Source organism: Streptococcus hepaticus, from assembly GCF_043656315.1.
GTDB lineage: Bacteria > Bacillota > Bacilli > Lactobacillales > Streptococcaceae > Streptococcus > Streptococcus hepaticus.
Window position 1 is genome coordinate 1 of the sequence record NZ_JBINIY010000006.1, and the last position, 13,498, is coordinate 13,498.

Genomic DNA, 13,498 nt, shown 5'->3' on the forward strand with positions numbered 1-13,498 from the left:
CAGTGAATCCTGGAAAACGAAGTTTGGGAACTCGTTTTTCATCTTTTGTCATTATTTTCCTACTTTCTAATAGCTACCTACAATGTCATCTGCCATCTGATAGATAGCTTTTCGAAGATTATTACGATATTTAACACGTGACAAACTTTTTATATTATCATCGCTAGCTAAAACCTGATAATCCTTACTTGCTTCTGCAACAATATCGCGAATCTGTCCCATATCATCCAAATCTTGTTGACCATGACTATGACGACTAAAGAGGGTTCGCATTTGACTACTTGTAATAATATCTGTAATTCCCCACTTATAACGGAAGTCTAAGAGCATTCGATCTAAACTAACTGTGGAAGCTTCTTGGATAATCTTCTCACTTGAATCGAGTTTAACAGGATAAGTCATCGGATTATCAGCAGTTGGATAGTGACATTGAACAATAGCATCCGCTGCTTTCATGATTTGATCCGCGTACATACGATTATCCAATCCATTCGCAAACTGTTTGATTTTCTCTTGAGTTTCTTTTACCAATTCATCTAGACTATTGTGAACTTGGTTTAAGAGTGCCTCAATCAATTCTGTCAGATAATCATAATTGACCTCAACATCCTTAACATGAGTCATTTTCAATTCAATTTGGTAAATTGGAATATTTTTTGACTTCGATAGTTGTTGCTTGAGTTCATTTGTCAAAACAGTTGTTAGCATTTTTTCCTGTTCAGCAGTCATCCCCAATCTCTCAATCAATTCATCAGGGTTATCATAGTTAAATCCATCACCATCTTCTGGACTATATTGTTTCAATTTTGCCATACCAGTATTATAGCTACGCAAAAGTCCAAGCATGTCTTCCTTTTTCTTCTCTGAAGGTGGAAGTTGAACAAAAGTATTAGTCATTTCAGATAATTGTGAGACAGTAGCTTTTACTTCATCAAAAACTTTGGCAAACTCTGGTGCTGTAATCCCAGCTTCTTGATTTTCTAGACTACGTTCTTCATCAGAAAGGTTGGCAGAGTCTTTATTGGCATAAATAGCTAGCGCTGTATTCATTAATTTTTCATTTTGAGCTGGCCAGCGGTAATTAACCACGCGCCCCCAATGTTTTTCCTGCATATCCGCCACACAGTTCGTACGTGAGTAGGCTTGAATTAAACCAGCTCCTTTTAGCGTACGGTCAACATACAAGGTATTCAACTCAGGCGCATTAAAGCCTGTCAAGAGTTGGTCCACAACAATGACTAAATCAAGGTAGTTCTTGTCATCAATCGATTTATTTAAACGAGCCGTCACATCTTGAGTATAGGCGGAAACATCGTCTAGACCGAAATTTGTACCAAATTCCTTGTTATAGCCTTCCATAGCTTTATGAAGACCATCATTTGTCTCACGCATACTATCATTATTTGTGGTATTCAGGCTAAAAGTAACTGCAACTTTTAAGACCAAACCACCATTCTTACGATGCTCTTCATTAACACGCTGAAATTCCTTAAAATACATCAGAGCCATTGGGGTACTTGCTTTACCTCCGCCAACATGGGTGATAAACATAGCATTGTATTTTCCTTCATTAGAACGATTACGCCAATTTTTATAAATATCTTTGACTACTTCTCGCACATGGTCTGGATTTTCATCGTAAAAACTAGGTTCAACTGCATCATCCATATCTTCTGGAGTAAGATTCTCAATTTTGGTACGGATTTTTTCCACTGACCATTCAGGATGACGTTGCTCATAGAAACTAGGAAGATATTTTTCTTTCATCTCATCTTCACTAATGGTTGTTTCAAAATCAACCTTAAATCCTAGGACGTTTCGATCGGCAATGGCTTCTCGAATCGTGTACGCATGTAACATAGGGCCAAAAATATCCTCTGTTCGTAAACCGTTAGTCGTCTCATCAAACATGGGAGTACCAGTATAACCAACCCAAGCCGAACGTTTAAAGGCTTTTTGGATATCTCTAAAGGATTCGCCACCTGTTGAACGATGAGCCTCATCAACGACAAAAACAATATTTTTATCTGGTGTTTTAAAATTTTTACGGTTAATTAAGGTATTGAGTTTTTGAACCGAAGTGACAATAATACCATCTGCTTTTGACTTTAATTTACGGCTTAAATCAGTTGTATTTTTGGTATCAAAAACACTACCAAAGTCATCTGCACTACTATCAGGATCATAAGCGCTGTACTCATCCTTTGTCTGAGAAGTCAATGCAATTCGGTCAACGACAAAAACCACCTTATCAACATTTGGTAAGCGACTTGCTAACCAAGCTGTCTTGAAAGAGGTAATCGTTTTTCCAGACCCTGTCGTATGCCAAATGTAACCAATTTTATTATTTCCAAGTTCAAAATCGGCTTTTTTAAGGTTATCAATAACACGTTGTGTGGCATATACTTGATAAGGTCTCATCACTTTAAGCATTTGCTTATTCTTGGTACCATCTAAAATCATGTAATTGGTTGCCATTTGATGAGCCATGGGAATGCTCAACATAGAATCTGCAAATTCTTTCCAATGACGAACAATTCCATTATCACTTTTACGTTGCCAATTAAAAGCAAAATCTTTGTTAAACTTATCCAAAGTTGTATTAGCCATGTATTTAGCGTTGTTAGGCGTCATAGCAACTAAAATCTGTACTGTTGAGAAAATATCTGTATATTGTTTTTCTGCAATATACTGCTCCATTTGATTCAGAGCTTCATTAACATCATGAGTATCACGTTTTTCTTCGATTTGAATAATAGGTAGACCATTTATCAATAAAGTAGTATCAAAGCGGCGCTCCTGTTTACCAGTAATTTTGGCAGGTCTGTAAATCTGATTAACAATTTGATAAACGGTATCACCAGCACCAATTTGCTTTTGATCAAATACAGTTAAGAATACATGGCGACCATCATCTAAATCAATTTCAACTTGAGAAACACCATTTAAGCCATAGAGAAATTGACCAGCCATATAAGGCGTCTGCAAATCTGAGATAATCTTTTTAACTTGGTAGAATTCTGTTTCGCTAAGCGGATGTTCTAATACATTTTTATTGTGACTTTCCAAAATTACCTTAAAATTCTGCCAAAGTTGTTCAGTCGTTTTAATATCTTTTTCGTATTGCCAAATTTTGGTTTTAACAACATAGTCAACCATTGGTTCACTGATTTCAGAACTATCTAACACATTAACCGTTCCTGTTGAAAGATATTCTATTAACTCCGATTCAAATTGCAACTCACCCATAATATCTCACCTCAATTGTATTGATTCTTCATTATAACATGCCAAAAGAAAGCATTTTCTCCCTACTCAGATAAACCAGAGCAGATGACATGGTAACCCTTTCTAGATTTCTATCACTTTATTTTACCAAATTTTAGGATATATTGCTTCCCCTTATTGGGCTCACACTCAGAAAAAGAAAAAGCCTCTAGGGCTTCTTCACAAAAATCTATCCCAAACTCTCCAAGGCTTCTTCCAAGTCGGCAATCAAGTCGTTTGCATTTTCCAGTCCGATAGAGAGACGAATTTGATTACGGGTTACGCCACAAGCAAGGAGGTCTTCTTCGCCTAATTGGGAATGCGTTGTGGTGGCAGGATGGACAACGAGAGATTTGGCATCTGCCACGTTCGCCAGATTGGAGAAAATTTCCAAGTGGTCGATGACCTGACAAGCTTCCTCGGTTCCGCCTTTAACATGGAAAGTAAAGATAGAACCCGCCCCTTTAGGAAAATATTTTTCTGCTAAGGCATGATAGGGACTGCTTGGTAGGCTTGGGTAGTTGACCGCTTCAACTTGAGGATGATTTTCCAAGAATGCGACAATTTTCTTGGTATTTTCTAAATGCCGGTCAATCCGAAGAGATAAGGTTTCCAATCCTTGCAGGAGCAAAAATGCATTGAAAGGCGACAAGCAGGCTCCCATATCTCGTAACAATTGCGTCCGCACCGATGTCACAAAGGCTGCAGGACCAATATCTCGTGTATAGCTGAGATTGTGATAGGTCGTATCCTCCTCAACAAACTGAGGGAACTTACCACTAGCTTCCCAGTCAAATTTACCGCTATCGACAATCACACCACCGATAGACGTTCCGTGACCTCCGATAAATTTGGTAGCAGAATGAACCGAAATATCCACTCCATGCTCAAAGACATTAATCAAATAAGGTGTACCAAAGGTATTGTCTGCCACAAGTGGAATCTTATGAGCATGAACAATCTCTGCTACTTTCTCCAAATCAGGAATATTGATGAGAGGATTTCCCAGCGTTTCAACCCAAACCAGCTTAGTATTGTCCGTAATCGCTGTATTCACTTCATCCAAGTTATCAATATCGACAAAAGTCGCTGTAATACCATAACGTGGTAAGGTTTCTTTGAGCAAGTTAAAAGTGCCACCATAAAGGGTAGTCGCTGCGACAACATGATCACCAGCATGTGCCAAGGCTAAAATGGTATAGGTAATCGCCGCCATACCTGATGAAGTGGCTAGTGCTCCAACACCACCTTCTAAAGCTGCCATTCTTTCTTCAAATACAGTAACGGTTGGATTTCCAATACGAGAATAGATATTGGCTGGCTTTCTCAGTGCAAAAATATCCTCTGCCTCTTGCGCATTGTCAAAAACATAAGACGTTGTCTGGTAAATCGGTACGGCACGAGACTTGGTATCACTATCAATCGACTGCCCCGCATGCAATTGCAAGGTTTCAAAGCTCCATTCTTTACTCATATCTAGTCCTCTTTTACAAAAATTTTCTTTTATTCTACTCCTAAATCTCACATATTACCAATACTTATTAGATAAGAAAAGCTATAGCGATCTGCTATAGCTTACTCTTTCTTACTAATTGGTGCGATAGAAGCCAAAACTTTTTTGAGGCCCATTTCAGGGAAATTGATTTTAAGTTCTTGACTAGAACCTGCTCCAGAAACTTCTAGAACGGTCCCTTCACCCCATTTTTTATGGACAGCAATATCACCAACTGACCAGTCTGTTGCGCTTACTGCGCCAGCATTTTTTCCAAAAGGAAGAGAACCACCAAGAGAAGTTTGTCGTGGTTGGGCAGCAGCTTTACGGTTTTGTAGCGCTTGCGACAGGCTCATTCCTTGACCAAATTGATCTGTTTTGCCGTTAACACAAGAAGCCTTGAAACTGGTATTAGCAGGACGAGCTAGTCCTTGGTAATCCAGCAAGTCACTAGAAATCTCGCGGATAAAGCGACTAGGCTGATTGTAGTTGGTCCGTCCAAAGAGAAGGCGAGAATTGGCATTGGTCAGATAAAGAGTCTTCTCTGCACGAGTAATCCCCACATAGGCCAGACGGCGCTCTTCTTCCAGCTCTGCTTCTTCTTCAGCAGCACGGCTAAGCGGAAAGACATTTTCCTCCATCCCAATCAGAAAGACCACTGGAAACTCCAATCCCTTGGCCGCATGAAGGGTCATGAGGGTTACTTCTGCTGTCTCCACATCACCATCATCCGTATCCGCAATCAGGGCCAAATCATTGAGGAAACGACTGAGTTTGTCCAGCCCTGTTTCGCCTTCAACAATTTCATCCTTCTCCTCAAAATTCTTAGTAACAGAAAGAAACTCTTGGATATTTTCAATCCGGGCATTGGCTTCAATCGTACCTTGTACAGCTAAAGCATTCAGATAGCCCGTCTGGTTGAGCACATTTTCCACCAATTCTGTCACAGTCAATGTATCCAGTTGCTCACGCAAATTCAAGACAATATTGGCCAAATCCCAAACTTCCTGCGCAGCCTTTCCCTTAATAGGAGAAAGCATAATCTGTGAACAAGCGTCTAAAAGAGACATATTTTGCAAGTTAGCAAAGTCACGAATCTTTTCAACCGTCCCTGGTCCCACACCACGCTTGGGTTCATTGACAATTCGCTCAAAGGAAATGTTGTCTGCTGGATTGGCGATGATGTTCAGATAGGAAATGACATCACGAATTTCTTTACGGCTGTAGAACTTGGTTCCACCAACCATGGTATAAGGAATATTGGACTTGAGCAGAGCTTCCTCAATGGTACGAGACTGGGCATTCGTGCGATAGAGAACCGCAAAATCCTTGTAGTTATAACCTTCTCGATTGAGTTCTGCAATCTGTTGAGCGACAAAAACAGCCTCAGCCTGTTCATCATTTGCACGGTGGTAAACAATACTATCCCCGTCAACATTTTGTGTCCAGAGTTTTTTAGGACGACGGTTCTTATTGCGCTCGATGACATCATTGGCAGCCTGCAAAATCGTCTTGGTAGAGCGATAATTTTCCTCTAAGAGCACTACTTTTGCATCTGGATAGTCTTTCTCAAAGTCCAAAATATTCTGCATATCTGCACCACGCCAACCATAAATAGACTGGTCAGCATCCCCAACCACACAGATATTTTTAAAACGAGACGCCAAAAGTTTAACCAACTGATACTGAGCGTGGTTGGTATCTTGGTACTCATCTACGTGAATATACTGGTAGCGCTGCTGGTAATAGGTCAAGACTTGCGGATTTTGATCAAAAAGGCGCAAGGTCAGCATAATCAAGTCATCAAAGTCCACTGCCTCTGACTGGCGCAATTCCTTCTGATAAACAGTATAGCACTTGGCCACAATCTGCGTGTACATGTCTCCAGCTTGACTTTCATAGGCCACTTCATCAATTAAGTCATTTTTTGCATTGGAAATGGTACCTAAAATAGACCGTTCACTCCACTTTTTCGGATCCAGATTGAGATTTTTCAAAATCCGTTTCATCAGTGTGCGTTGTTCACCTGGATCAACAATGGTAAAATTGCGGTTGTAACCAATATGGTCCGCATCTCGGCGCAAAATACGCACACACATGGAGTGAAATGTTGCAATCAAACTATCTTGCGTTGCAGGATTGAGAGTCATAGCCCGTTCTCTCATCTCTCGAGCCGCCTTATTGGTAAAGGTAATGGCCAAGATATTCCATGGATTGACCATTTTTTCATCAATTAAATAAGCAATTCGATGCGTCAAGACACGTGTTTTCCCCGAACCAGCTCCCGCCATAATCAAAAGAGGACCTTCTGTTGTTTGAACCGCTTCTGCTTGACGGTCATTCATTCCCTGTAATAATGGATTCATATTCTCATACTTTCTAACACATAATCTTATCTATTATACCAAATTCTAACCGAAAATTCCTTGCTCAAGCAAAAAGAAAACCAACCTTTCGGATTGGTTTTCTTGCAAAGTCTATTTTGATTAAACGATTGTACGTACACGCATTGTGTTTGTAGAACCTGATTGACCAACTGGTACACCAGCGACGATAACGATATTGTCACCTGATTCAACAAGACCTGATTCAAGGGCTGCTTTTTCAGCCAATTCAAACATGTCATCTGTTGAAGCTGGTTTGTCAGTTACAACTGGAATAACACCCCAGTTAAGCATCAATGATTTTTGAACATTTTCAGTAAATGTTACAGCCAAGATGTCTGCATTTGGACGGTATTTAGAAATTTGGCGAGCTGAGAAACCTGTTTCAGTTACAGTTACGACCAATTTAATATCCATTGATTGACAAGCATCTTTAACAGCTGACGCGATAACTTCTGTTTTAGAAGTACGGTCAAATTTAGATGAATCCAAACGGCCATATTCACCAAGAAGAGTTTGTGCGTTTGTAGCGATAGTTGCCATTGTACGAACTGACTCAAGTGGGTATTTACCATTAGCTGACTCACCTGAAAGCATTGTTGCATCAGTACCATCGATAACAGCATTGAAGACGTCAGATACTTCTGAACGAGTTGCACGTGGTTTGTCAGTCATTGTTTCAAGCATGTTTGTTGCTGTGATAACTGCTTTACCAGCTGCATTTACTTTAGTGATGATTTGTTTTTGGTAAACTGGAACCATTTCGAATGGTACTTCGATACCCATGTCACCACGAGCGATCATGATACCGTCAGCCGCTTCGATGATTTCATCCAAGTTGTCGATACCTTGTTGGTTTTCGATTTTAGCGAACAAACGAACATGTTCGTTACCAGTTTCTTTACAGATAGCACGAACTGCATCTACGTCTTTAGCTGAACGTACGAATGAAATCGCGATGAAGTTCAAACCATTTTCAAGACCGAAGCGGATGTCAGCATCGTCACGTTCTGCAAGTGATGGGAAAGGAATTTTAGTGTAAGGAATGTTTACACCTTTTTGTTTACCAACAACACCATCATTTTCAACAACTACTACGAATTCACGAGTATCTTCGTCTTTAGACAAAACGCGAAGACCCAATTTACCATCGTCAACAAGAACTTGTTTACCAACTTCAACGTCGTTAAAGATGTCAAGACCACCAGCAACGTTCAAAGCGATAACTTCTGGAGTTGATTTGATACCTTGTTTTGTAGCAACACGAATTTGGTCACCAGTTTTGTATGGGTGGAAATCAGCGCCATCTTCAAATACTTCAGTACGGATTTCAGGACCTTTTGTATCCAAAAGGAAGCCAACTTTTTGACCTGCAATTTCTTCTGCAAGACGTACAGTTGCCATACGAGCACCTTGCTCAGCGTGGTCACCGTGTGAGAAGTTGAAACGGAATACGTTGGCACCAGCTTTGATCAATTCAGCAATTTTGTTTGCTGAAGTTTCAACATCAAGTGACTCACCCCAGTATCCAGACTCACCGAATTTTTTACCACCACGTGTTTCAACGGCTGGTCCAAGGGTTGCAACGATTTTTACGCGTTTGTTCATTTTTGAAAACTCCTATTTTAATATAAATAACTTAGAAAAGATTGACTATTCTACTTCAAGGCGGTGTTGCAATTGACGGTTGAGTTCTGCCAATTTCAAGTCAGCCTTATGAGGATTATTGACGATGATGCTACCATCTTCTGCAAGTGAGAAGAGTGCTCCTTCTTCAGCGCTACCAAGGATTGGGCTTTCAACCACTTGATCTTTACGAACACCAACAGCCAAACCACCTTTACCTTCTTTCAACAACTCAACGGCGCGTGATCCAAGACGAGCTGCAAGAAGACGGTCATGAACGGTTGGGTTACCACCACGCAAGATGTGGCTTGGGTTAACTGCACGAATTTCTGTTTTATTTCCAGCTGCTTTCATGCCTTCAGCAAATTTCTCTGCTGACATAACACCTTCTGCCAAGATGATGATGTGGTGACCTTTGTTCAATACATCATAAGTATAGTTTACTTTTTCAACTACTTCTTCAAATGTAAACTCTTCTTCAGGGATGATGATTTGGTCTGCACCGATAGCCATACCTGCCCAAAGAGCGATATCACCAGCGTTACGGCCCATCAATTCGATAACAAATGTACGGCCATGACTGAAGGCTGTATCACGGATTTTATCGATAGCATCGATAGCTGTTGAAACCGCAGTGTCAAAACCGATTGTAAAGTCAGTACCAACGATATCATTATCAATTGTTCCAGGTACACCAACAGCTGGGAAGCCATGTTCTGTCAAGCGCATTGCACCATGGTAAGAACCGTCTCCACCGATAACAACGACACCTTCTATGCCGTGTTTTTTCAATTGTTCAATCCCTTTCATTTGCCCTTCAAGAGTTGCAAATTCTGGGTAACGTGCTGAACACAAGAATGTTCCACCACGGTTCAAAATATTCCCTACAGAAGCTGAATCCATTGGGAAGATTTCGTCGTTTACCATACCAGCATAACCATGTCTGATACCATAAACTTCCATTCCTTCATAAATTGCTTTACGAACAACTGCACGAACGGCAGCGTTCATACCAGGGGCGTCACCGCCACTAGTCAAAACAGCAATACGTTTCATTTCGCTTATGCTCCTTTTTTCCTTTTTAACTGTCTCATTATACCACATTTCTTGCGGGTTTGCTCGTGTTTTTGTTGGTTTTTAGCGAAAAACCGTTTTCACGGCATATTCTGCCAATTCTTCCTCAAATTGTTGCGATTTTGCAACAAAATACTTAGCAACTTGGACTGTTTCATTGCTATCTTGATAATGCAAAACAACAGGAATATTCCCTGGGTTGGCTTGTAAAATGCGGGCAATCTCTTGATCAACTAAACGATTTTCCAAGAGAATCCAGCACTTTTCAGACGACGCTATCTCCAACTTCTCCAAAATCATCTGTAGGTGTCCATCTCGCTCCTGCATTCGACCAGTCAGATAGAGAATTTTTCCTTCTTCCAAAAAAGCTTGATACTGCTTATAGGACTCTGGAAAGAGGGTCACATCTAGTCTCTGCTTGGTATCTGTCACCTGCAAGAAAGCCATTTGCTCCCCTTTTTTCGTACGGATAATGCGCACACCTTGTATCTGTACCAGAACGGTTGCTCGCAGATTTTCCGTCAAATCTGCCAATTCCGCCAAGGCTCGTGAACTATTTTTTCGGATTTTCAGCAGTGGATGCGGACTGATTCCAACACCAATCACCGCCTGTTCTAACTCAAATTTTTCACTATCCGAATAGTCTTCTGCTTCCGCCCAAGAGTAAGTTTCCTCTGAAAAGAAAGAGCCAAACGCCTCTACAAAGACAAAGAGATTATCCAGATTGGCAATGATTTTCTGACGATTTTTTTCAAAATCATCAAAGAGTCCAAGTTGAATCAGCGGCGTCAACAAGTCCTTTTTCTGGTACTTGACCGGCAATCGAAGCATGAAATCCTCCACGCTCTTAAAAGGACGATTTTCCAATATCCAGAAAGAGAAATCTCGTGGCAAGCCCTTGATATTTTTCAGCCCCATATAAATCTGACTCTCTGAGAATTTGTCATTGAAAGGAATGTTGTTGATGGTCAAGCGCGCCGCTTTAAAACCAAACTGAAGGGCATCATTGATGTAGTCACTACTCGAGTAATTGAGCATGACATCGAAGAACACATCTGGATAATGCACCTTGAAATAGGCCAATTGAAAGGCCAAAGCTGAGTAGGCGTAAGCATGACTGCGGTTAAACCCATAGCCAGCAAATTTCGCCATCATCCCAAAGATGTCCTTTGCTTTTTCTAAGTCATGTCCCAATGCTTGCGCGCCGCTAAGGAAATCAGCCTCCATGAGTTGCATTTTAGCCGCATTTTTCTTGGACATGGCGCGACGCAACAAATCGGCTTTTCCAAGTGTAAAGCCAGCATAGGCTTGCGCAATCCGCATGACCTGCTCCTGATAGAGCATAATGCCATAGGTCGGCTCTAAAATCTCGGCAATGGTCTCATCCAGCAGGTCAACTCTTTCCTGACCATGCTTCCGTTTGACAAAGTTATCCGAATAATCACTAGCTCCAGGACGATTGAGACTGGTCGTCGCTACAATATCCTCAAAGCGTGTCGGACGAACCCGCTTGAGTAGACTAATAGCACCTGGTTGCTCAAATTGAAAGATCCCCTTGGTCTGACCAGCAGCAAAGAGTGCCAATGTCTTCCGATCTTCCAAATCAATCTCGGCAATGGCAATATCTTGACCGTATTTTTCAAGCACCGCTTCTTTCATCTTCTGGGCAAAGGTCAGATTGCGCAAGCCCAGAAAATCCATTTTCAATAGACCATTCGCTTCTACTCCATGTGCATCATACTGGGTTACCAGCATATCATCCCCAATTTTCAGCGGAATCGTATCCGTCAAATCCTCATCACTCATCACCACACCGGCAGCATGGATAGAAGTCTGACGTGGATGACCTTCGATTTGCTGGGCAATAGCAAAGGCCTTCTGGTATTCTATTTTACTATTGATGATTTGACGAAATGAAGCATTGCGCTCAAAAGCCGTCGCCAAACTATCTCGAAATGATATTTTCTTTGTAATACTTGTCAGTTCATACTCAGGTACGCCGAACCGCTTGAGGACATCCCGAATAGCCTGCTTGGCACCAAAGGTTGAGTAGGTTACAATTTGAGCTGTGTGCATGGTGCCATAACGCTCCCGCACATAACGGATAAATTCCCCACGATAGATATCTGGAATATCAATATCAATATCCGGCATACTATAGCGTTCTTTATTGAGGAAACGTTCAAAGAGCAGATTGTGCTTGACAGGGTCAATGCCCGTAATTCCTAGACTGTAAGCCACCAAGCTCCCAACTGCCGACCCACGTCCCATTCCCATATAATAACCCTGACTACGCCCAAATCGTAGCAAATCCCAAACGATGAGGAAATAATCATCAAACCCCATCTCATGGATAATCGCTAATTCTTCTTGAAGACGACTTTGATAACTATCACCGACCAAGCCTCTCTCTGCCAAGCCAACTTGCGAACGCTCCCGCAATTCCTCTACCGCAGATCGTTCTCGATTAAAACGAGGCAGTTTGAGATTCTTATCCAGGTCATAAAAAACAGACTGCACAAACTTTTCTAGATTTTCAAGTGCTTGCGGAAAAGCTGCAAAACGTTCCCGTAACTGCTCTGGAGTCAAAAGACTCTGACGACTGGGTAAATCCGTCACCTGACTCAGAGAAATATTATCTCGAATAGCATGAAGTACCTGCATGGTCTCTATCTGATTTTCATCAAAATAACGAACCGTATGTAGAGGTAAAATAGGTCGTGCAAATTCTTGCGGTGCTGTATCTGGATACACTCCAATCACAAAATCATGCCCCAGTTCCAACTTATCAATCCCTGAAAAATACGGAACAAGCACTAAAACACCAGCTAAATATTCTTCAAAATCTGTAAACTCTTTCTTTCCCATCATCTTATGACTAGAAAGTTTTAACAGACTGCGATAGCCTTGACTATCACGCGCAATAAAAAAGAGGCGCAGCGGTTCTTCATTGACTACCACTTCTATTTCGCAACCAATAATCGGTTGAATACCTGCAGCCTGACAGGTCTCTATAAAATTATAAGCCCCGTAAAGATTATCAACATCCATGATACCTAGATAGCGATAACCCATTTCCTTGGCACGAGCTACATATTTTTCAATGGTCACCATGCTATCCATAAAAGTATAAACGGTCTTGGTATCTAACTGCGCTAGCATGGTAGCCTCCTTTGATTGATTTCTCTCTGATTCTATTATACAAAAAAATAGAATTTAATACTTGCAATTAAAATAGAAAAGTTGTATTATCTTTATAGAACAAGAATACAGGAAGGAGATTTTTATCATGGCATGGAAATTTGACAACAATATTCCCATTTATATCCAAATTACAAATACTATCAAACTACAAATCGTCACTAACCAGTTAAAAACGGGTAGTAAGTTACCAACCGTTCGTGATTTAGCTGATATTGCTGGCGTCAATCCCAATACTGTTCAACGAGCCCTATCAGACTTAGAGACAGAAGGGCTTGTTTATACCCAACGAACGACGGGACGATTTGTAACGAACAATATTGAACTCATCAAACAAACTCGAGTCCAATTAGCACAGCAAGAATTGGAACATTTTACCAAGAATATGTTGAGTCTCGGTTTTGCTAAAGAGGAACTAGCTGAGCTCATCATCAATTATGTTAAAGGAGAATAG

The 13,498-nt window shown here is 40.9% G+C and carries 7 protein-coding genes; 1 reads left to right on the forward strand and 6 read right to left on the reverse strand.

Features of this window, described 5'->3' with window-relative positions; translation table 11 throughout:
- Positions 1-66 precede the first annotated feature (66 nt).
- From ACHUFA_RS06220 to ACHUFA_RS06245, 6 genes are all read right to left on the reverse strand, one after another.
- Entirely contained in the window at positions 67-3,249 is a 3,183-nt protein-coding gene (locus ACHUFA_RS06220; protein WP_394405216.1) for a type I restriction endonuclease subunit R, read from the reverse strand.
- 208 nt (positions 3,250-3,457) lie between these two features.
- Positions 3,458-4,741 (reverse strand): O-acetylhomoserine aminocarboxypropyltransferase/cysteine synthase family protein, encoded by a 1,284-nt coding sequence (locus tag ACHUFA_RS06225; RefSeq protein ID WP_394405217.1) that lies wholly within the window; start codon positions 4,739-4,741, stop codon positions 3,458-3,460.
- 101 nt (positions 4,742-4,842) lie between these two features.
- Positions 4,843-7,125, reverse strand: a complete 2,283-nt coding sequence (gene pcrA / locus ACHUFA_RS06230) for a DNA helicase PcrA (RefSeq protein WP_394405218.1) — start codon at positions 7,123-7,125, stop codon at positions 4,843-4,845.
- Between the two features lie 120 nt (positions 7,126-7,245).
- Complete coding sequence (gene pyk, locus ACHUFA_RS06235; protein WP_222348278.1) at positions 7,246-8,751, reverse strand: pyruvate kinase; 1,506 nt, start codon at positions 8,749-8,751, stop codon at positions 7,246-7,248.
- Positions 8,752-8,796: 45 nt separating this feature from the next.
- The gene (pfkA, locus tag ACHUFA_RS06240) at positions 8,797-9,825 is read right to left on the reverse strand and encodes a 6-phosphofructokinase (protein WP_222348270.1); all 1,029 of its coding nucleotides are present in this window, start codon (positions 9,823-9,825) and stop codon (positions 8,797-8,799) included.
- Positions 9,826-9,906: 81 nt separating this feature from the next.
- The gene (locus ACHUFA_RS06245) at positions 9,907-13,005 is read right to left on the reverse strand and encodes a DNA polymerase III subunit alpha (RefSeq protein WP_394405219.1); all 3,099 of its coding nucleotides are present in this window, start codon (positions 13,003-13,005) and stop codon (positions 9,907-9,909) included.
- 127 nt (positions 13,006-13,132) lie between these two features.
- Here ACHUFA_RS06245 and ACHUFA_RS06250 point away from each other — a divergent pair, with 127 nt between their 5' ends.
- Entirely contained in the window at positions 13,133-13,498 is a 366-nt protein-coding gene (locus tag ACHUFA_RS06250; protein WP_222348261.1) for a GntR family transcriptional regulator, read from the forward strand.

Coding starts and splice junctions, on each gene's coding strand:
- ACHUFA_RS06220 (WP_394405216.1), bottom strand. CDS start 3,249: ATGGGTGAGTTGCAATTTGAATCGGAGTTAATAGAATATCTTTCAACA.
- ACHUFA_RS06225 (WP_394405217.1), bottom strand. CDS start 4,741: ATGAGTAAAGAATGGAGCTTTGAAACCTTGCAATTGCATGCGGGGCAG.
- pcrA (WP_394405218.1), bottom strand. CDS start 7,125: ATGAATCCATTATTACAGGGAATGAATGACCGTCAAGCAGAAGCGGTT.
- pyk (WP_222348278.1), bottom strand. CDS start 8,751: ATGAACAAACGCGTAAAAATCGTTGCAACCCTTGGACCAGCCGTTGAA.
- pfkA (WP_222348270.1), bottom strand. CDS start 9,825: ATGAAACGTATTGCTGTTTTGACTAGTGGCGGTGACGCCCCTGGTATG.
- ACHUFA_RS06245 (WP_394405219.1), bottom strand. CDS start 13,005: ATGCTAGCGCAGTTAGATACCAAGACCGTTTATACTTTTATGGATAGC.
- ACHUFA_RS06250 (WP_222348261.1), top strand. CDS start 13,133: ATGGCATGGAAATTTGACAACAATATTCCCATTTATATCCAAATTACA.